The following is a 21,166-nucleotide window of genomic DNA, read 5'->3' as shown; positions in this document are numbered from 1 at the left end:
GCTAAAAAAACCAAGGCCTAGTCCTTGGTTTTTTTATGCGGATTAAAATATTTGTGCAGTAGGGTTAATTATTGTGCGACTTCGGTTGGAGCATCAGTAGGCATCTGTTCTGAAGGGGCTGGCATTGGCTGTGCTTCAAGATTTTGCTCCGATTGTGGCAGGTTAGGAGTGACGTCTGTATCTGGACTATTGATTGGCTGGCTCGCGGAAGAGCTTAATTGTAGTGCTGGGGGAGTGGCTTGATTCGGTACGGCTGCGGATGCATCCTCGATTGCACTATTTGGAGCTGCGCTCATACTGGATGCTGTAGGATTATTATCGGTATTCACCAAACGTACTTGTCCAGATTGTATTAAGTCTTGAATGGATCCTGGTTGTCCATTAATCGTGGTGCTAATCTTGGCTTGTGACAAGCTTTCCAAGGTTTCGCCTGCTTCTACGGCAGGTTCTGCAAATGCACTGACGCTGCTGAAGCCAAGTAATAATCCAGAGGCTAAAACTGTTGCTGAAATTAAATTATGTGAAGACATCATGACTCCATGATTTATTGTGACTGTTCTGTGTGGTATTACCTTGGCACATTCAAAATCGGGCTGACAATCGAATCTACCCAATTGCATTGATAAGCTATTCAAAAGCCTGACGAAATCAGACAATTTGTTACAAGCGCTACTTGCTTGTCACGATTTTGTTGAATTGTTAAGCGATCAAACATAGGAACATATACTTCTACAGAAGGGCTTTGTTAAGCTCCTGCAAAATCAGTCGTTTGATAAAGTAATGGCCAGTAAAAAACGTAGTTCAAAGCAATCCTTTCCGTGGTTTTTTAATCAGCACAGTTCAAAAGTTGTGTTGGGAGTGGTTGCCGCAGGCAGTTTTGCCATTGCCTTTGGACAAGAGCGAATTAGCCAGTTTTTATCTTTACCCAATACTTCGAATTCGGCTTGTCTAGATCAGTTTTATCGAGATGTTCCCCCTTATTTAAACAAAGAAAGCCTCCAAAAGCAGAGCCATGCTTTGTGTTTTAACGGTTTTAATGTGATGTATTCAGGCGTTTCGAAAACGCCGCTTTGGGTGGCAGAAGCTTTAACACCAGAGCGTTTAAGTCAGAAAATTCCACGTGAAGACAGCTTCCACGAAGAGGAGCGGATTCCTGCGCAATATCGTGCCACCTTGTCGGATTATCGTGGCTCAGGCTATGACCGTGGGCATATGGCTCCGAATGCCGATATGCCGAATAAGGCCTCGCAATTCGACAGTTTCTCTTTGGCGAATATGGTGCCACAGGCTCCTAAAAATAATCAGGAAGTATGGCGTAAACTGGAAGAAGCGACACGTGCCATTGTGACCAAACACCAGACCGATGTGTATGTGGTCACGGGCCCAACCTTTACCAGCAAAAAATTAAAAGTGATTGGACAAGGCATTATGGTGCCGACTGCCGTGTATAAGGCGGTGTATATTCCAAAAACGGGAGCCATTGGCGTGTATTACGCACCCAACAATAATTCACAAGAAGTCAAAATTGTTAGCGTATGTTATTTGGAAGAACAAATTGGCGTTAATTTATTCCCTCAATTGACCGAAGAGCAAAAGCGTAATACCTATCAGTTGCCACTGACCGCAAGTGCAGTCAAAGCCAAACAACAAATAGCCTATTCGCATTGGGACGCAGAGAGCCAGTGTGCAGAAGATGTATCCGCAGAACAGATCAAAGCGGCGCAACAAAGCTTTAGCTCAGGTAGTAGTAAATCCACTGCAAGTTCGAAACCAAGTTTAGATGCAGATACGCAAGAAGCGATTGTGAAACAGTTGATTGAGGCGTTATTGCAGTATATGTTGCAATTGGTGAAATAGAAAATACCTATCCATTTGAAGTATTGGCTGCGAGGTGACGATGTTCAAACCTTTTGAAAATGGCACAGAATCACATGCAATTCATGATTTAACCCTAGAAAATCAATGCGATCGGGTCAATATTTATGGCAATTTGCAAATTGCTAAAGATCAGGCAGGTTTGGCCGCAGCAAAAGCCTTGCAGGCCTATTTAAATGCGATTGTGGCAAAGTTGGAAGCAGAAACCGATTTGCCAGAACAAATTATTCATGCGGCGACTCAGGAAGTGGAAAACCCCTTTTTATAAATGCTCAAATTTTAAGGAAGCCAGTCGAACTGAGGATCGACTGGCTTTTCTTTAAGATGATGTTTTACCTTGTGCAACAAATTTATACATTAAGCTGCCGAGGATGGCTCCTACAATTGGGGCAAGCCAGAATAACCACAATTGTCGCAATGCTTCAGTTTCTGCGAATAGGGCGACGCCTGTACTTCGGGCTGGGTTCACGGAGGTATTGGTGACAGGAATACTGATTAAGTGGATGAGCGTTAGCGCGAGACCAATGGCAATGGGTGCGAAACCTGCGGGTGCTCGTTTATCAGTAGCTCCCATAATCACGATCAGAAAAAATGCCGTGAGTACCACTTCTATAATGAGTGCTGAAATCAAGCCATATTTTCCAGGGGAAAGTTCCGCATAACCATTACTGGCGAAAGCCCCTGTACCCATAAAACCAGCTTGTCCTTGTGCAATCAGGAACAGCACAAAAGCTGCCAAAATAGCGCCAATCACTTGAGCGGCAAGATAAGGCAACAGATCTTTGCCATCGAAACGTTGTCCAACCCATAAGCCAATACTGACCGCTGGATTAAAATGTCCACCAGAGATATGCCCAAAGGCATAAGCACCAGTTAAGACGGTTAAACCAAAAGCGAGGGCAACCCCCGCAAAACCAATACCAAGTTCAGGAAACGCTGCGGCAAAGATGGCACTACCACAGCCACCAAAGACCAACCAAAATGTGCCGAGCAGTTCGGCGAGATATTTATTCATCTTCATCTCCAGTGTTATTTGTTATGATGATTTTTTGTTCTAAAGCACAACAGTCTATCTTTAACGATAAATGTAAGATGACTCAATGTAAAAATGATTAAAAAGTGTACTTATTTTTATCTATCATCAGATGGATTGCAGATATTGTTTGCGGAACTGTTGCGGGGTTTGTCCCGTCCAGAGTTTAAATGCACGTTGAAAAGCGCTTTGCTCGGAGTAACTTAACAGCAAGGCAATTTCTTGTAAGCTGAGATGTGGGTCTTGTAAATATTGCTCTGCGAGCATTTGCCGCACTTGTTGAGTACGTTGTTGATAGGTGCTGCCTTGAGCTTGTAAATAACGTTGCAGTTGCCGCACTGAAATATTCAACTGTTGGGAAATCACCTCAATTTGGTATTGGTTTTTCTGTAGCCCTGTCAAGATGGCTTGCTGGAGACGCTGATCCAGTTGGGTCGAATGTGGCAATTGCTTTAACAGCGCCTGTGCCTGTTGCATTAACAATTGCTGTAAGGTGTGATCGCCTTGTTGTAAGGGCTTTTGTAATTCGCTTAATGGCAGAAGAACTTGAGTCGCGGTTTGTGAAAAGCGCACTTTACAATGAAAAAACTGTTCATAGCGTCGGCTATTTTTCGGAGCAGCATGACGGAAATGTACTTCATGCAGTTGAATAGGGTGCTCGGTCATATTCTGATTTAAGAACTGTACCATTAAGGCAATCGCAATTTCGTCGGTGAGTTGCGTAGTCAGATGCTGTGGTAATTCACCCCAGCGAATGGCAAGGTAATCGGTAGATAGATTAATTTGCAGTGGACTTCCATCATAAATCAGCCGATGAAAGTCATGATAACGGCTGAGCGCTTCGCCCAAAGTGTCACAGGCGAGGGCAAGATAAGCCAGAATACCCAAATGTTTCGTTTGTACATAGGTGGAAATTTCTAAACCGAGAGCGGGATGAGGCACTTGTTGCTGTAATTCATTCAATAACTCATGCCAAATACGATAGTCAAAGCGTTCGAGGTTTTGCACCTTCAGCAATTGCGGCTGAATCACAAGACCTTGGGCTTGGCTATAGGCATACAGCAGGTGTCCCAGTCCGCCATAGACGGAGCCTGTATAATCATTCAGGGTGAGCATCATGTGTTTTTGTTGTCGTGATTTGTCAATATTAAGCGTATGGATGGTCAATATTTATCACATTCAGTTTTCTATATTCAAGCTATGAATGGAGAAATAGATTATGTGGAAAGGATTTTTAGCAGGATTGGTCGTTGCCAATGGTTTTGAATGGGTCGCGCATAAATATCTGTTACATGGTACCCATCGTGCGGGTCAACCTCGTTATAGCCCAGTGCCTTTAAGCATGAAATCACATTGGGAGCATCATCGAGAAGTCCGCAAACAGCAATTTCATGATGATAGTTATGTAGAAGGCTTGCCGCACTGGCGCACTAAAAATGAAGTCATCTCTTTGATGGTTGCCGCAGGAGTGAGTAGTGCCTTGTTTTATCCGATATCAAAAGGGATGGCAGCGGCAGCGGTATATAGTGCCTGTAATTATTTTTACATCCATCGTCGAGCGCATCTGGAACCTGAATGGGCCATGAAGAAAATACCGTGGCATTATGATCATCATATGAATGCTAATCAGGATGCTAACTGGTGTGTGACCAAGCCGTGGTTTGATTATTTATTGGGAACACGGGTGATTTCGGCTGCGAATTTGCAAGAGCAGAATCCATTGGGCATTGCATTGCCACAAGGGGTCGCCAAGCGATTGAATCAAGTGGCGCAACGTTATTTCCCTGCCAAATGGGTAGAGAAAAACAATATGACGACTGGGCTAGCATTAAAAAATGAGGCAAATGAAGCTGTGCAGCAGCAAGATTCTGTCGCAATGGTTCAATGATTTTGGTGGCAATCATCATACTTGATGATATTTAAAAACTTTTTATTGGTTGCTTGATTTGCAGATCAACAAAGCTGTGCATGTCATTTTAAGTGTTGAGCCATTGAACCCAATCAAGGCGCAATTCAGTTTCTTGGCATATCAGGAGTCATCAAGACTCCTTTTTTTATTGAAGATTAGGCATATAAAAAAGAGCGCTCTAGGCGCTCTTTTAGACCATTAAATACCTGCTCTGCTTACAGGCGCATTTCAATGCCTTGTGCTGCCAAATATTGCTTCGCTTCAGGAATAGTATGCTGTCCAAAGTGAAAAATGGATGCCGCCAGTACGGCATCAGCCCCACCTTTTAAAATACCGTCTGCCAAATGTTGCAATGTTCCTACACCACCAGAAGCAATGGTTGGAATGGTCACGCGGTCATTAATGGCACGCATTAAACCAAGGTCATAACCTGCTTTGGTCCCATCGGCATCCATTGAAGTGATTAAAAGCTCACCTGCACCGAAGTTGGCCATTTTCACTGCCCATTCAATCGCATCAATCCCTGTTTCTTTACGACCGCCGTGGGTGAAAATTTCCCATTTGTTTTCTGCGGTTCTTTTCGCATCAATCGCAACCACAATACATTGTGCACCAAAGCGTTGAGAGGCTTCTTGGACAAACTCAGGGTTATAAATGGCTGCTGAGTTAATGCTGACTTTATCTGCGCCCGCATTGAGCAATAAGCGAATATCTTCGACTTTACGGACACCACCACCGACTGTAAGCGGAACAAACACGCTTTCTGCCATACGTTCTACCGTACGGTAAGTGGTGTCGCGTCCATGATGTGTAGCAGTAATATCAAGGAAGGTAATTTCATCGGCACCTTGTTCGTTATAGCGACGGGCAACTTCAACAGGATCACCTGCATCACGAATATCAAGGAACTGTACACCTTTCACCACACGACCGTTGTCGACGTCGAGACAAGGAATAATACGTTTAGCTAGCATAATTTTTTCCAATAATTACAGCCGATTATGAATCTCACCTACACAAGCGCTACACCTTGGCAGATTGAAACGGTATTCTATCAAACTTATGTAAGATTTTTCGCAGGTTTTCTATGTCGGTTTATACCACTTTGACTTTAAAGGAAGTTCAGGACTTCGCAGCACCTTATGGATTAGAGGTGATTGACCTGATTCCCATTCAAGGAGGTATTCAAAATACAAACTATTTTCTGGTCTGTGAAGACCAAAGCCAATATGTATTAACCGTATTTGAAGAAATGGATGAACATGGGGCGGGTGAAATTGTGCCTGTATTGGAACATTTAGGACAGCAAGGTCTAGCTGTGCCTGTGCCGTTAAAACATTCAGGACAAGCCATTCACTTTATTAAACAAAAGCCTGCCCAAATTGCACCGCGTTTAATGGGTAAACATCCGATGCCAGCCTCTGTGGCACAGGTGGAAGCGATTGCGGTGGCGCAAGCCAAAATGCATGTGGCTTTGCAGGATTTTCCGCTTGAACGTGCCCAATACCGTAACCATCAATATTGGCGTCAGGTGTCACGTGAAATTAAACCCACGCTAAACACGGCAGATACCGTGTTGTTGAATGAATTGCTCGGTTTGTATGATGCCATGACCGCGATTTATCCAGATCGACCAAAAGGTTTTATTCATTCGGACCTGTTCCGTGACAACACCTTATTTGAAGGGGAGCAACTCAAAGGTATTCTCGATTTTTACGAATTGAACAAAGATGAGTTGTTGTTTGACATCGCAATTACTCTGAATGACTTCTGTACTGAATATCCAGATGTGCATTTAGATGAAGAAAAAGCCTTGGCCTTCCTTACTGCCTATCAAACGGTGCGTCCTCTCACGGAAGATGAGAAAGCCTGTTTAGAGCTGTATTTGGCCATGGCAGCAGGACGTTTCTGGATGATGCGTTTGCAAGTGGCTCAGAAAAACGCCGCTGAAGGGCGTACAGGTGATGACATTTTGCAGAAAAACCCTTTAGAAATGCGTAATATGCTGATTGAACGCTTAAAATTTGTAAATGGTTAAATAAGGAAGATCACATGCGAGATCAGGGACGTTTGGTAGAATGGTTTGATGATAAAGGCTACGGCTTTATTCAACCCAATGATACCAATAAAGAGCGGGTGTTCTTACATATTAAGGACTTCGCACGCCCTGGCCCGCGTCCAATCGTTGGCTGTGCCTTGGAATATATTGTCTTGTTAGATGGGCAAGGGCGCTTTCGGGCACAACAGGTCACTTATTTAAAAGCCTCACAAACAGGTGTGAAGCCTAAAACCAAAGCCACTCCGCCACAAAAGCATTCTGTTATGCAACTGGCATGTATGGCGTACTTTGTGGTTTTGACCGTTTTGGTGATTGCTGGATTGCTCAGTGGTTTAGTGCTGTTATTGATTTGTCTAATGAATGCAGCCAGTTATTGGTTTTATGCGCAAGATAAAGAAGCCGCGCAATTGGGCGGGCGTCGTGTATCTGAACAGACGTTGCATATTTTAGCCTTCTTAGGCGGATGGCCCGCCGCTTGGTTGGCACAACAAAAGCTGCGACATAAAACACAAAAACAACCTTTTAGAAAGGTGTATTTCTGTACCATAGCTTTAAATCTATTACTTATTTTATGGCTGATCTCTCCTTTAAATAGCTTGCCAATCTAAGGGAGAGCGTTGCAACAATAAGGGGGAAAAAATGAATACACCCATTGATCAAGATTCTAATCGTAGTTTAACGCTGGTTCTATACGTCCTTTACATCATTGCGATTTTTACAGGCGGCTTATTGGCGCTGATTGCCTTGATTATTAACTATGTCAAACTGAATGATGTGCGTGGCTCAATCTTCGAGAGTCACTTTTTATGGCAAATTCGTAGTTTCTGGTGGTATTTGTTCTGGAATGTCATAGCGTTTGTCCCGTTCTTTTTCTTGTTCTTTACAGGGAATAACCCTGACGTATTTGCAGGTGTGGCCTTGGGCAGCACCATCTTTTGCATTAGCGTGATGGCGCTGTCATGGATCTGGATTGTCTATCGTGCTATTCGCGGCATTATCACCCTAAATGACAATCAGCCGATTTGAATTGCTTATATTAAACAAAAAATCTGTAGTCTGAGGTTTGATCAGAAATGAGATAGAATCTCAAATGAAAAAGAGTGGCATTTGCCACTCTTTTTTTTGCCCGATTCTGAGACCAAGTGCACCATAGTTTGGCAGTACTGTGCCCCAAGCTGGGCTTTTTTAGAGTCTAGATTTTATATGATCGTTTTAAAGTTTTGATATTTCTAGTAAATAATTTACATTTTTAATAACTAAAGTTTACTTTTTTATATTTTAAAGCTTACGTTTTTAATAATTTTAATTTACTTTTTTATATTTTAAATTTTACTTTTTTAATAATTGAATTTTACATTTTTAATAAATTAACTTTACATATATGTACAGTTATTTTTTTAAATAAGTAAGGTTGCTTTATTTAAAAAATAACCTAACAACTTGATTAACAATAGAAGCGACCACGGCGTCGACGCAAGCCCAAAACATGAATTGCACGGACCAAAACAGCATACGAAACTGCATAGCCAAACTCTTGTTCAAAAAGCGGAACTAGATCACTGATGTTCTGAAATTTTGTTTTTTTAACAAAGACTTGGAAGCTATTCCAATCCTTGATATGATTTGGTGCACCACGCTTTTCACTCGGCTTGGGTACAAGGTCTCCCGTTTCTTCTTCAAGCTTGATCCAAGCATCCAAGGTGACACGGGAAATGTTAAATTGTTTGCATACCGCTACTTTGTAGTCGGTTATCTTGTAGGCTTGAATTGCAGCTTTACGCAGTTCAACGGAGTATCTAGGCATTAACTTGTCTCATTTTAAAATAAGATTTTTTATATTATATGGCATAGTTGTTGCAAAAAAATAATTAAGTTAAATAAAATATGTAAATGGAGTTTAAATGAAAAGAACAGAGGTTTCTTTAAGATCGTTGTCCTTGTGGCAAGTCATTATTATTGGTGTGGCTTATATGACCCCTATGGTGGTATTCGATACCTTTGGTATCGTCTCGGGGGTGACCGAAGGTCGAGTGCCACTCGCCTATATTTTGGCGCTATTTGCAATGCTCTTAACTGCGTTTAGTTACGCACGTTTCAGTCGAATCAGTGAAGATTCAGGTTCAGCTTATAATTACACCGCTCAGTCCTGTGGGGCAAAAGCCGGCTTCTTTGTCGGTTGGTGTTCACTGTTGGATTATCTTTTACTGCCTTTGGTGAATGCTTTACTGGCAGGTATTTATTTAGAGGCGGTGATTCCAAGTGTCCCGTATTGGGTCTGGGTCACGTTATTTACAGGCATCGTGACGCTGATTAACTGCTTCCGCATCAATATTCTGGCAAATTTAAGTCTGCTTTTTGTATTTCTGCCACTCTTGCTCATGATTGTATTTATTTATCTGGTTATTCAGGGTGTGGGTTCAGAACAAGGTTATGCGCATGTATTGACCTTGGCACCTCTATTTAATGGTGATACCACAGTTCTGCCTTTAATTGCGGGTGCATCTATTCTGTGTTTTTCATTTTTGGGTTTCGATGCCGTGACCACATTGGCACATGAAACTAAAGATCCGAAAAAGAATATTCCACGTGCGGTGTTGCTCACCACATTGGTGGGAGGAGTTATCTTCTTCTCGGCTTCATGGTTTATTCAATTGTATTTCCCAAGCAATGTACGCTTTAACAAACCAGATGAAGCATTACCTGAAATTGTATTGTATGTGGGAGGCGCTTTATTCCAAGCCATTTTCTTGTGTGGCCAAATTATGAATACCTTTGCGTCAGGTTTGGCGACGCATGCCAGTGCTTCACGTTTAATTCATATTATGGCTAAAGATGGTATTTTCCCCAAAGCAACGTTTGGGCAATTGCATGCAAAATTGGGTACTCCACTGTATGCCGTATTGACCATCGGGCTGATTTCACTGTCTGCCATTTTCCTTGAGTTAGCGACGGTGGTGAGCATGATTAGTTTTGGTGCTTTAATTGCCTTTACCGCAGTAAATTTCTCGGTCTTTGCCAAATTCTATTTGCGCGATAAACAAACACAAGGTTTGAAGAATAAATTTTTCAACCTGATTCTGCCGCTTTTATCGGTGATGGTCATGATTGGGCTTTGGGTGAATTTAGAGCGTAATGCCTTGATCTTCGGATGTTCTTGGTTGGCTGTCGGTATCGCACTATTTATCTATAAAAGACTGAAAAGACAAAATATTGTGATCGAAAATGCGTATTAGACCCGACCCAAAAATGGGATACATAAGAGTGTGAATGACATGAAGATGAATAAACCAATATTTGAAAATGACGTGGAGTATAAAGCCAGCCACGCTTTACACAGCGGTAAAGAGTGGAACTGGCTCAATCCAAAGCGAGGCGAGTTTAGTCATCCTGCAAATTACTATGAAAGCTCGCTCAAAACATGGCATCAATTTGAGACTTTAAATGCCGATCTGGTCTGTGATGTACTGGTGATTGGTGGTGGCTTATTGGGGACATCTACGGCTTTGCATTTGGCTGAACAAGGCGTAGAAACCGTATTGGTTGAAAAAAATCGCATTGGCAGTGCTGCATCTGGACGTAATGGTGGGCAACTGACGCCAGGTTTGGCACGTTGGGAAGCCGAAACCATGGTGGAGCATTTTAGTTTTGAAGATGCGAAAAAGTTATGGCACTTTACCTCTACAGAAGCCATGGCGTTAATTGATGGCATCAGTGAAAAATATGATTTGGATTTGCAACGCAAGCGGGGTCATATCACGGCTGCGGTGCATCCTGGACATTTAGATGCTTTACGTGATGGAATGCAAGCACGTGAATATTTAGAAGAAACTCATACCTCAATTTTGAATCAGGACGAATTGCGTGAGCATGTTCAATCTGAACATTATTTTGGCGGCTTGTTAGATCGTTTAGGCGGTCATATTCATCCCTTAGCATTAACCCGGGGTTTGGCATATGGTTTTTGTCAAAATGGTGGCAAAATTTATGAGCAAACGGAAGTGCAATCCATTCAAGAACGTGCCGATGGTCTTTATGTGACCACGGCCAATGGGGTGATTAAAGCGCGCAAAAGTGTGGTCATGGCCGTGCATCATGCGTCGTTTACACTATTGGAAGAACATAAACAAACCACCATTCCTTTTTATACTTATGTGTGTACCACAGCACCACTAGAGCTTGATTTAAAAGCATTGTTACCAACGGATCTACCCGTCTACGATACACAGTTCCAGATTGACTATTATCGTGGCGTATCTCAAAACCGCTTATTGTTTGGGGGCGAGGGAACGGGTTCGTGTTGGGATGCCGCTCAAACACATGATTATTTGTTAGGGCGTATTCAACATGTATTTCCGCAGCTCAAAAATGTTGAGCTTGATTTTGTCTGGAGTGGGACCACTGATTTAACCGTGAATGGGGCTACTGACAGCCGCAAATTTGGTAATCAATTTCCTATTTACGCGGTACATGGTTGGAGTGGGCATGGCGTGGCACAAACCGTACGGATTGGTAAAGCCATTGCCGATGATTTCTTGGGGCTGTCGGATGATTTTGAAATGCTGACCAAAATTCAGCACATCAACATTCCGATGGGACGTGCACTGGCACCTATCGTGATTCCAATTGCCAAAAGCATGTATGGCATTGGTGCCATGATGAATCCGGGGAAAATGGTGTCTTTCTAAAGCGATAACGTGATGATGAAGTCGATGGAATGAACCTGCCGACTTCATCGTTTTGTTTTGGGTGATTAGAGTTGTTCGATTTCTGTTTTGGCTTTCAATCGCTTGGGTTTCCATTCACTGATGAGAATACCAAAGACCACCAAAACACCGCCCAATAAAGCCAATGGTGCTAAGCGTTCACCTGCAAGGCGTCCAAAAAGTGCCGCCCAAACAGGTTCACCTGCATAAATAATGGCTGCTTGGGAAGGTGCTACCGAACGTTGTGCCCAATTCATGACGTATTGGATCAAGGCACTGGCGAGACCCAAACCCATCGCAATACTCAACAAAGGCCATGAAAAGCTAGGAATGGTATGTTCGCCCACCAAAGGCATTGAGGCGAAAGCAAGCAGGGAAGCCACCGCCAGTTGAATGACCGTCACTCGACTTAAGTTTACTTTTGGCGCGAAATACCCAATCAGAATAATTTCCAGCGCGATCCCAATCGCACCAAGTAAAGTCACCACCTGTCCAAAATTCAAAGCAATTGCATGGAAACCATTCCCCGTCAATAAAACTAAGCCTATAAACGCGCAACATGCGCCAATCCAAATCATAAAATGAGGGGCTTTACGGAAAATTAGCCACAATAATACAGGCACTAAGGGCACATACAATGCCGTTAAAAATGCCGACTCACTGCTACTAATGGTTTGTAAACCTACAGTTTGCGTACCATAGCCGATGGTGAGCATACAACCGATCATACAACCTGCGAATAAGTCTTGTCTGGTAATCTGTTTGAGCTGCTTAAAAGAAAATAAGCCAATAATGGTTGCTGCACAGGCAAAACGACAACCCACAAAAAACATCGGGGAGCTGAAATTAAGTGCATATTTCACAGTCAAAAATGTACCGCCCCAAATAAAGGTAATGAGTATCAGGGAAATCACAGGAGCATTGGAGCCAAAACGTGCATTGAACATAGCGATCATTCGAGTTGTGTGCAGTATATTGCACATAGCTTGCCATGCTTTTATTTTTTGTGCAATATATTGCTCAAATTTTCCTTGAAATGCCAATATGAAGCATCCTGCGGTTTTACAATATGTGAGTCAAAATGTTCGCCATTACCGTAATTTAAAAGGCTTAAGTCAACAGCAATTGGCAGATTTGGCAGGTTTAAGTCGGCGTATGGTGGCAGGTGTGGAAACTGGCCAAGACAATATTAGTCTGGCAAAACTGAGCTTAATTGCCGATGTACTTGAAGTGGATTTTGCGCAGATGATTGCTGCACCAGAACAACACGGTCAAGCCGTTGTGAATGCGTTGGCATGGCAAGGAACACAAGCCCAAAGTGAAGCAATACTTTTGGCCTCCACATTCGCCAGTAAAAAGGTGGAGCTTTGGACGTGGACTTTAGCCCCCCATGAACAATATTGTGCCGAACCCGACCCTGAAGGCTATCGTGAGATGTTGTATGTGATTGAAGGGGAACTTACCCTAGATTTGGCAGGTGAAGTGCAAGTACTCCATGCAGGCGAATCGATCGTGTATGCCAGTACGATTGAATACCGTTACATTAATCAGGCCGAAGTTCCGCTTAAATTTATTCGCAATGCAATTTACTAAAGCGAGCATATGGGCTGAATCTAATTTTCAGCAATAAAAAAAGAGGTCATTTGACCTCTTTTTTATTGCTTGGACTTAAAGCGATTGCTGATCCAATAACAGTTGTGCTTCACGTAAGTTCAATGAACCTTCATAAATGGCACGACCTGTAATTGCACCCAGAATACCTGGTTGACCTTTTAAGTTGCGTACGTCATCTAGATTGGTCACACCACCAGAGGCAATCACTGGCAAGCCTGAGTATTGTGCCAAATGAACGGTTTGTTCCACGTTCACACCTTGCATCATGCCATCACGGGCAATATCGGTATACACAATGCTCGATACGCCTGCATCTGCAAAACGTTTTGCCAAATCTGTAGCTTTCACGTCAGTGACATTGGCCCAACCATCGGTTGCGACCATACCATTGATGGCATCAATACCGACAATGATATGACCTGCAAATTTCTTACACGCTTCTTCGACAAACTCAGGTTCTTTCACCGCTTTGGTGCCAATAATCACAAAAGACACACCAGCATCTAAATAATGCTCAATGGTTTCCAGTGAACGAATACCGCCACCAATTTGAATTGGCAGCTCAGGTTGTGCTTTGGCAATCGCTTCAACCACAGGTTTATGAATCGGGGTACCTGCGAAAGCACCGTTTAAGTCGACCAAATGTAAGCGACGTGCGCCTTCATTAACCCAATGCTGTGCAGTTGCGACAGGGTCATCAGAAAATACGGTATCGTCTTCCATACGGCCTTGTTTTAAACGGACACATTTGCCATCTTTCAGGTCAATTGCAGGGATGATCAGCATGCTTTCGCTCCTTACCCGATCTTATAGAATTTATTCGCCGCAATCTTAGCAAAGTATTGGCAAATATCTAAGCAAGATGTTGCTTTTATTTCGTTCTATGCTGTGCAGTAGGTAAAGTAATGCCTAAACGCTGCAATTCTTGATAAATCAGTACGGGTGCGTAGGCATCAGCCGCCGCATATTGGATTTGCGCAGCGCTTAGAGGAAATTTACTCCAGTTTGAGGTGCTGACACTTTTACTTTTGGGGAAATTGACCTGAAACAGCAATGCCATGGCATTTTTAACGCCTACAGGCGTTGTGATGCCAAAGGCGGTAAAAGCTTTGGAAAGATCAAGCACTTGATTGAAATGAATGCCTTTTTTACGAAATAGATGGGCATCATTTTTGAGACCAAAGCCAACCTTCAATTGTTCTGGATTTTCAAAAATTGGGGTTAAAAAGTCCAAAATGGCTGGGCTAATTTGGAAAATATACGCCTTGTTGACGGTTGCCAATTGAATGACATGTGGGCCAGTTGCAACTTCACCTTTGCGAAAGGTGGGTTTCGATTCAGAATCGAAACCAAAGAACGGTGCGGCAAACAGTTCATTTTGCAGGGCGTGGCAGTGTTCTAGCTTGGAAATCAGTTGAATCTGCTCAGGTGCCAAATTTTGAAAAACAGGCAATTGTTGAATTTGTTCTTTGCTTGGGAGAGGAGAGGTGGTGTGAAGATGATTCATTTGAATTCAAAGCTATCTTTTTAAGCAGACTAGCGCTTTTTAATTTTAAAGGCAAAATAAAACCTGCAAGATGCAGGTTTCAAATTGTATTCGAGTTACATGACTTTATTCAGCCTGCTGTTGCATTTCAATTTGCTGCTGTTGTGCGCGCTGGACATAATCTTGATAAGCAGGAATTGCAACCGCTAACAAAATACCCATTGGAAAAATGAGGATATAAATCCAGCCTAAAATCTTTTCCCACGTTTGAGTCTGTCTAGGTGGACCAAATTGATTTTCATGAGCATCCCCTTTTGCCATAGATAAATACAACATCATCACGATATTGGCAATGGGCACCAATATGAGTAAAGATAACCAACCGCTATGATTACGGTCATGTAAACGACGAATGGTAAAGACAAAAGTTAAATACAGCATGCCAATATATAGAATCCCGACCACTAAAAGGGTTGTAAATGGCATACTTTGCTCTATTTTTGGAGAGGAGCTGGGAAGTAATAGCATACCGATGAACACCAGCGTCATGACTACGATGAGGAGTAACCCATTCCATCCAAAATAAGATAAGCGTCCAAAACGTCCAGCCGCGCTCAGCGCAGAATCATTCACAGAAGGATTCATTGTTATGTTCCTATAATTTTTAGTAAGTGTAAGGTTTGGAAAGTCTAAATAAATATATTGAGTAACTGTCTAAATAATAATGAAATGATGTTGAAGATGAAAGAGTAATCCATCCAGAATAAAAAAGCCCAACCGAAGTTGAGCTTTTAATACAATAGATGCGGAAATGAATTAAATTTTCCATTCCACAAAGTTTTTCAGCAATTGTAGTCCAGCCGTATGACTTTTTTCTGGATGGAACTGTGTCGCGAACAAGTTTTCTTGATGAATAGCAGTGCAGAACTGAATGCCATAATCACAGGTCGCAGCGACAATGCTGCTGTCTTTCGGCTCAACATAAAAGCTATGCACGAAGTAGAAACGCGCATCTTGTTCAATATTGTTCCACATTGGATGGCTCGGATCCGCTTGATGCACTTGATTCCAGCCCATGTGTGGCACTTTTAAGCCATTCATGTCTGGGAAGCGTTTTACTGCGCCTTCAAAAATGCCCAGTGCATCTGTACCGCCATTTTCTTCAGAATGCTGCATCAGCGCCTGCATCCCTACGCAAATAGCTAAAACAGGCTTGTTAAATGCGGCTTTGCGTACCACTTCATCAATGCCTGCTTCATGCATGCCTTGCATACAGTCACGCATTGCGCCGACACCAGGGAACACAATTTTGTCGGCTTGAGCTATCAGTTTCGGATCGTTGGTGACATCAACAGTCGCCCCAACGTGCTCCAATGCTTTTGCAGCCGAGTGCAAATTGCCCATGCCATAATCAAGAAGTGCAATACGAGTCATTACAAACTTCCTTTGGTTGACGCAATCGTATTGGCAGCGCGAGGATCAACCTCACACGCCATACGCAATGCACGAGCAAAGGCTTTGAACACACTTTCAATTTGGTGGTGGCTATTTTTGCCTTTAAGGTTGTCAATGTGCACTGTCATGAGGGCATGATTGACGAAGCCTTGGAAGAATTCAGAAAATAAATCCACATCAAAACGGCCAATCATAGCGCGGGTGAACGGAATATCCATAAATAAACCCGGACGACCAGAAAGATCGACCACCGCACGGCTTAAAGATTCATCAAGTGGCGCATAAAAATGTCCATAACGACGCAAGCCTTTTTTATCACCTAATGCTTGGGCAAATGCTTGTCCAAGCGTGATACCACAGTCTTCTACCGTATGGTGATCATCAATTTCTAAGTCGCCATCACAATGAATATCAATATCAAATAGTCCATGCCGCTTGATTTGATCAATCATATGGTCTAAAAAAGGAACTCCAGTGTTTAAAGTGCCTTGACCTGTACCATCGAGATTTAAGCGTACTCGAATTTTGGTTTCGTTGGTATTTCTTACCACTTCACTGATACGTTCTGTCATAGACACGTTCCTCAAAAACGTCAAAAATGATTGATGTAAAATGTTTTTCGCCGTGACGAAATCACCGCATATTAGATTGCTCAGGAGGGTTTATCAATGCCTATTACCGTACATGCTTATACTTCACTAGAAAATGAAGAAATGCGCAGCCAGCTTGAGCGACTGTATGACACCAGCCCAGAATTTGGTGATGGGCAAGATGCCATTGAACAACTTGAACAAAACTTAGCTCAGTATACCCTAGTTTACACCGCAGAATTTAATACTAAGGTGATTGGCGCGATTTGGTGTACAGGGCAGGGTGAGAGTAAGACGCTGGAGTATATTGTGGTACATCCTGCAAATCGCGGTCGTGGTGTTGCAGAGCGTTTGGTCGCAGAAGTTTGCCGAATGGAAGAAGCCAAAGGGGTGAAGATATTTGAACCAGGCTGTGGCGCCATTCACCGTTGCTTGGCCCATTTAAATAAATTACCTAGCTAAACAGCATTGATGATGAAGCAGGAAGCGCATTGTCCCTGTAGAGATTGAATAAAAGGCAGCATCGGTGCTGCCTTTTTACATTCCAGCTTAAATGATGGATAAAAATGAGTATGGTTTTGGGTCTAAATTTGAAATTTGCTGAAAAAGTCATCATTTGATACAAAATTCATAAAAATGTGCTTGACGCTTTTATCTTAAAACGCTTTAATACGCCCCATCGGCGTGATAGCTCAGTAGGTAGAGCAACGGATTGAAAATCCGTGTGTCCCCAGTTCGATCCTGGGTCTCGCCACCATATATTTCAAAACCGTATTTGTGTTTTCAATCCCTGATCCCATCAGGGATTTTTTTTGGATGAAAAATATCCGATTGATCAAAAAGTTATGGATTAGGATTGACTAATCCGCTGAGATCGGGCTTAATACACGGCATCGGCGTGATAGCTCAGTAGGTAGAGCAACGGATTGAAAATCCGTGTGTCCCCAGTTCGATCCTGGGTCTCGCCACCATATTCAAAAAACCCTCAAACCATGTTTGAGGGTTTTTTTATGCACAAAGAAAAGTTGTGCTCTGTACAATCAGAACTAAATTTAAAATAAAAATGGCGTGGAGCAAGGGGCAATGACCAAGGACTTATTTTCTACACACAGTGAGCTGTATCAACAGGCACGCCCTCAATATTCGTCAGAAATTCTTGATGCTATTTTGACTTATGTGCCCGAGCGAGAATTGGCTTGGGATTGTGGTGCAGGTTCAGGGCAATTTACCCAGTTACTTGCGCCTCATTTTGCGCAGGTGCTCGCGACAGACTTGAGCGAGCGACAACTCCAACAAGCCCCTGTATTTGCCAATGTGCGTTATTTACAAGCCGCAGCGGAGCACAGCCATTGTGCGCCTGCGTCGGTAGATTTGGTATGTGTGGCACAAGCGATTCACTGGTTCGATTTTACGACCTTCTATGCAGAGGTTAAGCGTGTACTGAAACCAAAGGGTGTGCTTGCTGTGATTGGCTATGGCCTGATTCAATTGCAAGATGTCGAGTTGCAGCATGCCTTACAGCAGCTCTATTTCAAAACGCTGCAAGGTTATTGGGATCCAGAGCGACGTTATATTGATGAGCATTATCAAACCATTCCTTTCCCTTTTCAGGAGTTGGCTGTTCCTGCTTTAGCATTGCACTACACATGGAGCAGTACGCAACTGTTGCAGTATTTAGCGACGTGGTCAGGCGTACAACATTATCAGCGACAACACCCGCAAGAAGACCCGCTACAGGAGATGCGAGAGTGCTTAGCAACAAAGGCAAATCCTCAAGTGAAGCTGAGTTTTCCTGTGTTGTTGAGGGTAGGGCGCCAAGCTGCGAATAAACTTGCCTAAAGGGCCATTTTACGTGGAAACAACTGTTTAATTATTTGCCGAGTTTTAAAATAAGAGGAGTAGAAATTTTAATGGACATTTTGCCATGTATTTCTCTCCCAAAATATTCAATGCACTGGCTTTGGGTGCATTGTTGATGAGTCATGGCTATGCCAATGTCCCATCTGACCTTTCCGTGCTGACAGAGCAAGATTTACGTATCCAAACTGGGGATATTCAATCCCAACCCGATGACGTGAGACAGCAAATCTTTGAACACTATCTAATGAAACTTGAAACAGCTCCACAGCAATGGGCATTGACGGACATGGCTCATGTTTCACAAGAGATTTTACCTCCTGAACGTATACCAACTTTTGATTTACCTTTACCGATTTTATTGCAGGTTTATTCAATTGCAGATGGATTAAGGTCGGATGATCCTAGACTGGGCTTATATCGCATGATTGATCCTGTGGTGAATCCGAATAGTCCTATTCAGCATCTACAGCAAGCTCCTCAAATTCAGTTGAATTTGGGCGTGGTTTCAATTGGCACGATTGAGCAGCAGATGAATGTTGATGGGTTGATAAAAATGTTTTTATTGACACCACATTAAGTTGTCATGGTTTAAGTTCTAAATTTAGCCCATAAAAAACGCCCCGATTGGGGCGTTTTTTATGGCAGATCAAATTAAGCAGATTTTGCTTGTGCTTGAGGTGCAAGCATGTGACCTGTTTCTTCGAAGTTTGAATGCCAAGAAAGCGCTTCACGAAGTAAGTGAGGCGTATGACCGCCTTTTGCACATGAACGATCAAAGTAGTCGTTTAATGCATCACGGTAAAGTGGGTGCGCACAGTTGTCGATAATCGCACGAGCACGTTCACGTGGCGCTAAACCACGAAGATCTGCCAGACCTTGTTCAGTCACAAGGATGTCTACGTCATGCTCTGCATGGTCAACGTGTGATGCAAATGGAACGATTGAAGAAATGTCGCCACCTTTTGCAATTGATTTGGTCACGAAGATTGCCAAGTGTGCATTACGTGCGAAGTCACCTGAACCACCGATACCATTCATCATTTTTGTACCGCAAACGTGCGTTGAGTTCACGTTACCGTAAATATCAAACTCAAGCGCAGTATTGATACCGATAATACCTAAACGACGGACAAGTTCAGGATGGTTCGAAATCTCTTGTGGACGAAGTACCAATTTATCTTTGTAAGCTTCAAGGTTGTTAAATACTTTCTCGCCATATTTTGCAGAAAGCGTAATTGAAGAACCTGAAGCAAACTTCATTTTACCCGCATCGATCAATTCAAACGTACAGTCTTGGAGTACTTCTGAATACATCACAAGGTCTTCGAAGTTTGAATCTTTAAGGCCTGTAAGTACAGCATTGGCAATTGAGCCAATCCCTGCTTGTAATGGACCTAAGTTTTTCGGTAGACGCCCTTCAGCGACTTCTTTTTCGAAGAATGCGATTAAGTGGTCTGCAATGCCTTGAGTTTCATCATCTGGTGCAGTCACAGTTGATGGAGAGTCATGCAAGTCGTTGTTGATGACGATACCCACGATTTTTGCAGGATCGATATTGATTGCGTGTGTACCAATACGCTCATCGACTTGAGTCAATGGAATCGGTTGACGTGTTGGGCGATACGTTGGGATGTAAATGTCGTGTAAGCCTTCAAATGCAGGGCTTAAGTTTGTATTGATTTCAACAATTACTTTTTCTGCGAAAATTGCAAAGCTTGCAGAGTTACCCACAGACGTTGTTGGAATAATGCCACCATCTTCAGTGATCGCAACCGCTTCAATGATCGCTACATCTGGTTTTTTCAACTGAAGGTTACGCATTTGCTCAACAGTTTCAGACAAGTGCTGGTCAATGAACATCACTTCGCCATTGTTGATGGCTTTACGTAATGTGTTGTCGACTTGGAATGGAAGGCGACGAGCTAAAACACCCGCTTCAGTCAATTGTTTGTCAAGGTCATTACCAAGACTCGCACCCGTAATTAACGTGATTTTTAATGGGTTGGTGTGAGCACGTTTTACTAAAGCCAATGGAACAGCTTTTGCTTCGCCAGCACGGGTAAAGCCACTCATACCGACAGTCATACCGTCTTGGATGAATTCCGCAGCTTGTTCTGCGCTAATGACTTTGTCGTGTAGTGAAGCTAAACGAATGCGATCTAATGACATGGTTTACTCTCGTTGGAATTTTGAAACTGATAAGGATTGTACCCATCAGAAAACGCATTTTGCATACCTGTTAGGCTAAGGTCTAATTTTTTAGAAAAATGCGGGTATAACAAATTTTGATAATTTTTAATCAATTGATTTTATGGATTATATTTCGCATAGATTTGTCTGTTTTTAATACTGACTGTACGGTTATTAAGCAAAATGAGTGTAAAAATTGTTACAAATGGCATGTTTTGAGGATCACAACATCGCGATACAGAAAAAATTAGATTAAAAAGCAGAGCAAATCATTTTCAATATGCTGGAAATTTCACTCAATTGCTGTTGAAGGATTGATCGGAAGATAGTTGGGGGAGTCATCAATTGATGAAAGGTGAAAGTCTATAGTTTATGAAGTGCGACTTTCACCA

At 42.7% G+C, this 21,166-nt stretch carries 24 protein-coding genes and 2 tRNA genes; 14 read left to right on the top strand and 12 right to left on the bottom strand.

Features of this window, described 5'->3' with window-relative positions; all coding sequences use genetic code 11:
• Nucleotides 1-68: 68 nt before the first annotated feature.
• Nucleotides 69-530 (bottom strand): hypothetical protein, encoded by a 462-nt coding sequence (locus E0H87_RS13750; protein ID WP_131324101.1) that lies wholly within the window; start codon nt 528-530, stop codon nt 69-71.
• Between the two features lie 250 nt (nt 531-780).
• On the opposite strand from E0H87_RS13750, the gene E0H87_RS13745 reads away from it, so the two are divergent.
• Complete coding sequence (locus tag E0H87_RS13745) at nt 781-1,857, top strand: DNA/RNA non-specific endonuclease (RefSeq protein ID WP_131324100.1); 1,077 nt, start codon at nt 781-783, stop codon at nt 1,855-1,857.
• Between the two features lie 40 nt (nt 1,858-1,897).
• Entirely contained in the window at nt 1,898-2,143 is a 246-nt protein-coding gene (locus tag E0H87_RS13740) for a hypothetical protein (protein WP_131324099.1), read from the top strand.
• 51 nt (nt 2,144-2,194) lie between these two features.
• On the opposite strand, the gene aqpZ is transcribed toward E0H87_RS13740, so the two are convergent.
• Together aqpZ and E0H87_RS13730 are read right to left on the bottom strand one after the other, a co-directional pair.
• Nucleotides 2,195-2,890, bottom strand: a complete 696-nt coding sequence (aqpZ, locus tag E0H87_RS13735; protein ID WP_131324098.1) for an aquaporin Z — start codon at nt 2,888-2,890, stop codon at nt 2,195-2,197.
• 126 nt (nt 2,891-3,016) lie between these two features.
• Nucleotides 3,017-4,024 (bottom strand): AraC family transcriptional regulator, encoded by a 1,008-nt coding sequence (locus E0H87_RS13730; RefSeq protein WP_131324205.1) that lies wholly within the window; start codon nt 4,022-4,024, stop codon nt 3,017-3,019.
• Between the two features lie 103 nt (nt 4,025-4,127).
• On the opposite strand from E0H87_RS13730, the gene E0H87_RS13725 reads away from it, so the two are divergent.
• A complete protein-coding gene (locus E0H87_RS13725) occupies nt 4,128-4,796 on the top strand; it encodes a sterol desaturase family protein (protein ID WP_131324097.1) in 669 nt (222 codons plus the stop codon).
• Nucleotides 4,797-5,032: 236 nt separating this feature from the next.
• Here the strand turns inward: E0H87_RS13725 and hisF are convergent, their stop codons facing one another.
• A complete protein-coding gene (gene hisF, locus E0H87_RS13720) occupies nt 5,033-5,791 on the bottom strand; it encodes an imidazole glycerol phosphate synthase subunit HisF (RefSeq protein WP_131324096.1) in 759 nt (252 codons plus the stop codon).
• 113 nt (nt 5,792-5,904) lie between these two features.
• Here hisF and E0H87_RS13715 point away from each other — a divergent pair, with 113 nt between their 5' ends.
• Genes E0H87_RS13715 through E0H87_RS13705 form a run of 3 tightly spaced genes read left to right on the top strand, consistent with a single transcriptional unit; the run spans nt 5,905 to nt 7,902 of the window.
• Nucleotides 5,905-6,855, top strand: coding sequence for a homoserine kinase (locus E0H87_RS13715; protein WP_131324095.1), 951 nt, complete (start codon nt 5,905-5,907; stop codon nt 6,853-6,855).
• A 14-nt stretch (nt 6,856-6,869) separates the two neighbouring features.
• Nucleotides 6,870-7,484 (top strand): DUF1294 domain-containing protein, encoded by a 615-nt coding sequence (locus E0H87_RS13710; protein WP_131324094.1) that lies wholly within the window; start codon nt 6,870-6,872, stop codon nt 7,482-7,484.
• A gap of 31 nt (nt 7,485-7,515) precedes the next feature.
• Nucleotides 7,516-7,902 carry a DUF4870 family protein gene (locus tag E0H87_RS13705; RefSeq protein ID WP_131324093.1) on the top strand — a complete coding sequence of 129 codons (387 nt, stop codon included), beginning with the start codon at nt 7,516-7,518 and terminating at the stop codon, nt 7,900-7,902.
• A gap of 418 nt (nt 7,903-8,320) precedes the next feature.
• Here the strand turns inward: E0H87_RS13705 and E0H87_RS13700 are convergent, their stop codons facing one another.
• Nucleotides 8,321-8,680, bottom strand: a complete 360-nt coding sequence (locus tag E0H87_RS13700; protein ID WP_131324092.1) for a helix-turn-helix domain-containing protein — start codon at nt 8,678-8,680, stop codon at nt 8,321-8,323.
• Between the two features lie 97 nt (nt 8,681-8,777).
• Between E0H87_RS13700 and E0H87_RS13695 the strand changes: the two genes are divergently transcribed.
• Together E0H87_RS13695 and E0H87_RS13690 are read left to right on the top strand one after the other, a co-directional pair.
• Nucleotides 8,778-10,109, top strand: coding sequence for an APC family permease (locus tag E0H87_RS13695; protein WP_131324091.1), 1,332 nt, complete (start codon nt 8,778-8,780; stop codon nt 10,107-10,109).
• A 39-nt stretch (nt 10,110-10,148) separates the two neighbouring features.
• Nucleotides 10,149-11,561: an NAD(P)/FAD-dependent oxidoreductase gene (locus E0H87_RS13690; RefSeq protein WP_131324090.1), complete on the top strand. Its 1,413-nt coding sequence runs from the start codon at nt 10,149-10,151 to the stop codon at nt 11,559-11,561.
• A 65-nt stretch (nt 11,562-11,626) separates the two neighbouring features.
• Here E0H87_RS13690 and E0H87_RS13685 read toward each other — a convergent pair whose 3' ends face one another.
• On the bottom strand, nt 11,627-12,526 hold the full coding sequence (locus E0H87_RS13685; RefSeq protein WP_131324204.1) for a DMT family transporter: 900 nt from the start codon (nt 12,524-12,526) through the stop codon (nt 11,627-11,629).
• Between the two features lie 97 nt (nt 12,527-12,623).
• Between E0H87_RS13685 and E0H87_RS13680 the strand changes: the two genes are divergently transcribed.
• Complete coding sequence (locus tag E0H87_RS13680; RefSeq protein ID WP_131324089.1) at nt 12,624-13,172, top strand: helix-turn-helix domain-containing protein; 549 nt, start codon at nt 12,624-12,626, stop codon at nt 13,170-13,172.
• Between the two features lie 75 nt (nt 13,173-13,247).
• Here E0H87_RS13680 and hisA read toward each other — a convergent pair whose 3' ends face one another.
• The 5 genes from hisA to hisB form a co-directional block, all read right to left on the bottom strand.
• Entirely contained in the window at nt 13,248-13,979 is a 732-nt protein-coding gene (gene hisA, locus E0H87_RS13675) for a 1-(5-phosphoribosyl)-5-[(5-phosphoribosylamino)methylideneamino]imidazole-4-carboxamide isomerase (RefSeq protein ID WP_131324088.1), read from the bottom strand.
• An 85-nt stretch (nt 13,980-14,064) separates the two neighbouring features.
• On the bottom strand, nt 14,065-14,700 hold the full coding sequence (locus E0H87_RS13670; protein ID WP_131324087.1) for a 3'-5' exonuclease: 636 nt from the start codon (nt 14,698-14,700) through the stop codon (nt 14,065-14,067).
• A 105-nt stretch (nt 14,701-14,805) separates the two neighbouring features.
• On the bottom strand, nt 14,806-15,324 hold the full coding sequence (locus E0H87_RS13665; protein WP_131324086.1) for a DUF805 domain-containing protein: 519 nt from the start codon (nt 15,322-15,324) through the stop codon (nt 14,806-14,808).
• Between the two features lie 171 nt (nt 15,325-15,495).
• Nucleotides 15,496-16,113 carry an imidazole glycerol phosphate synthase subunit HisH gene (gene hisH / locus E0H87_RS13660; protein WP_131324085.1) on the bottom strand — a complete coding sequence of 206 codons (618 nt, stop codon included), beginning with the start codon at nt 16,111-16,113 and terminating at the stop codon, nt 15,496-15,498.
• Nucleotides 16,113-16,706 (bottom strand): imidazoleglycerol-phosphate dehydratase HisB, encoded by a 594-nt coding sequence (gene hisB, locus E0H87_RS13655; protein WP_016168741.1) that lies wholly within the window; start codon nt 16,704-16,706, stop codon nt 16,113-16,115. The genes hisH and hisB overlap by 1 nt, the downstream gene beginning before the upstream one ends.
• 96 nt (nt 16,707-16,802) lie before the next feature.
• Here hisB and E0H87_RS13650 point away from each other — a divergent pair, with 96 nt between their 5' ends.
• From E0H87_RS13650 to E0H87_RS13630, 5 genes are all read left to right on the top strand, one after another.
• Nucleotides 16,803-17,186: a GNAT family N-acetyltransferase gene (locus E0H87_RS13650; protein ID WP_016168740.1), complete on the top strand. Its 384-nt coding sequence runs from the start codon at nt 16,803-16,805 to the stop codon at nt 17,184-17,186.
• Nucleotides 17,187-17,405: 219 nt separating this feature from the next.
• Nucleotides 17,406-17,481: transfer RNA gene (locus E0H87_RS13645), tRNA-Phe, on the top strand.
• Nucleotides 17,482-17,619: 138 nt separating this feature from the next.
• Nucleotides 17,620-17,695: transfer RNA gene (locus tag E0H87_RS13640), tRNA-Phe, on the top strand.
• 112 nt (nt 17,696-17,807) lie between these two features.
• Nucleotides 17,808-18,563: a class I SAM-dependent methyltransferase gene (locus tag E0H87_RS13635; RefSeq protein WP_131324084.1), complete on the top strand. Its 756-nt coding sequence runs from the start codon at nt 17,808-17,810 to the stop codon at nt 18,561-18,563.
• Nucleotides 18,564-18,648: 85 nt separating this feature from the next.
• The gene (locus E0H87_RS13630) at nt 18,649-19,161 is read left to right on the top strand and encodes a hypothetical protein (protein ID WP_131324083.1); all 513 of its coding nucleotides are present in this window, start codon (nt 18,649-18,651) and stop codon (nt 19,159-19,161) included.
• Between the two features lie 74 nt (nt 19,162-19,235).
• Here the strand turns inward: E0H87_RS13630 and E0H87_RS13625 are convergent, their stop codons facing one another.
• The gene (locus E0H87_RS13625; RefSeq protein ID WP_131324082.1) at nt 19,236-20,753 is read right to left on the bottom strand and encodes an acetyl-CoA hydrolase/transferase family protein; all 1,518 of its coding nucleotides are present in this window, start codon (nt 20,751-20,753) and stop codon (nt 19,236-19,238) included.
• Between the last annotated feature and the right edge of the window lie 413 nt (nt 20,754-21,166).

This window comes from Acinetobacter sp. ANC 4178 (genome assembly GCF_004331175.1).
Lineage (GTDB): Bacteria > Pseudomonadota > Gammaproteobacteria > Pseudomonadales > Moraxellaceae > Acinetobacter.
This window is presented reverse-complemented; position numbering and strand designations above follow the sequence as displayed.

Bases quoted from the DNA above. Each gene is read 5' to 3' on its own strand.
- E0H87_RS13685 (WP_131324204.1), bottom strand. From the start codon at position 12,526: ATGTTCAATGCACGTTTTGGCTCCAATGCTCCTGTGATTTCCCTGATA.
- E0H87_RS13695 (WP_131324091.1), top strand. From the start codon at position 8,778: ATGAAAAGAACAGAGGTTTCTTTAAGATCGTTGTCCTTGTGGCAAGTC.
- E0H87_RS13745 (WP_131324100.1), top strand. From the start codon at position 781: ATGGCCAGTAAAAAACGTAGTTCAAAGCAATCCTTTCCGTGGTTTTTT.
- hisH (WP_131324085.1), bottom strand. From the start codon at position 16,113: ATGACTCGTATTGCACTTCTTGATTATGGCATGGGCAATTTGCACTCG.
- E0H87_RS13625 (WP_131324082.1), bottom strand. From the start codon at position 20,753: ATGTCATTAGATCGCATTCGTTTAGCTTCACTACACGACAAAGTCATT.
- E0H87_RS13670 (WP_131324087.1), bottom strand. From the start codon at position 14,700: ATGAATCATCTTCACACCACCTCTCCTCTCCCAAGCAAAGAACAAATT.
- E0H87_RS13700 (WP_131324092.1), bottom strand. From the start codon at position 8,680: ATGCCTAGATACTCCGTTGAACTGCGTAAAGCTGCAATTCAAGCCTAC.
- E0H87_RS13665 (WP_131324086.1), bottom strand. From the start codon at position 15,324: ATGAATCCTTCTGTGAATGATTCTGCGCTGAGCGCGGCTGGACGTTTT.
- E0H87_RS13730 (WP_131324205.1), bottom strand. From the start codon at position 4,024: ATGCTCACCCTGAATGATTATACAGGCTCCGTCTATGGCGGACTGGGA.
- E0H87_RS13710 (WP_131324094.1), top strand. From the start codon at position 6,870: ATGCGAGATCAGGGACGTTTGGTAGAATGGTTTGATGATAAAGGCTAC.
- E0H87_RS13650 (WP_016168740.1), top strand. From the start codon at position 16,803: ATGCCTATTACCGTACATGCTTATACTTCACTAGAAAATGAAGAAATG.
- aqpZ (WP_131324098.1), bottom strand. From the start codon at position 2,890: ATGAATAAATATCTCGCCGAACTGCTCGGCACATTTTGGTTGGTCTTT.
- E0H87_RS13630 (WP_131324083.1), top strand. From the start codon at position 18,649: ATGTATTTCTCTCCCAAAATATTCAATGCACTGGCTTTGGGTGCATTG.
- E0H87_RS13715 (WP_131324095.1), top strand. From the start codon at position 5,905: ATGTCGGTTTATACCACTTTGACTTTAAAGGAAGTTCAGGACTTCGCA.
- E0H87_RS13635 (WP_131324084.1), top strand. From the start codon at position 17,808: ATGACCAAGGACTTATTTTCTACACACAGTGAGCTGTATCAACAGGCA.
- E0H87_RS13750 (WP_131324101.1), bottom strand. From the start codon at position 530: ATGTCTTCACATAATTTAATTTCAGCAACAGTTTTAGCCTCTGGATTA.
- E0H87_RS13740 (WP_131324099.1), top strand. From the start codon at position 1,898: ATGTTCAAACCTTTTGAAAATGGCACAGAATCACATGCAATTCATGAT.
- E0H87_RS13705 (WP_131324093.1), top strand. From the start codon at position 7,516: ATGAATACACCCATTGATCAAGATTCTAATCGTAGTTTAACGCTGGTT.
- E0H87_RS13725 (WP_131324097.1), top strand. From the start codon at position 4,128: ATGTGGAAAGGATTTTTAGCAGGATTGGTCGTTGCCAATGGTTTTGAA.
- E0H87_RS13680 (WP_131324089.1), top strand. From the start codon at position 12,624: ATGAAGCATCCTGCGGTTTTACAATATGTGAGTCAAAATGTTCGCCAT.
- hisF (WP_131324096.1), bottom strand. From the start codon at position 5,791: ATGCTAGCTAAACGTATTATTCCTTGTCTCGACGTCGACAACGGTCGT.
- E0H87_RS13690 (WP_131324090.1), top strand. From the start codon at position 10,149: ATGAAGATGAATAAACCAATATTTGAAAATGACGTGGAGTATAAAGCC.
- hisA (WP_131324088.1), bottom strand. From the start codon at position 13,979: ATGCTGATCATCCCTGCAATTGACCTGAAAGATGGCAAATGTGTCCGT.
- hisB (WP_016168741.1), bottom strand. From the start codon at position 16,706: ATGACAGAACGTATCAGTGAAGTGGTAAGAAATACCAACGAAACCAAA.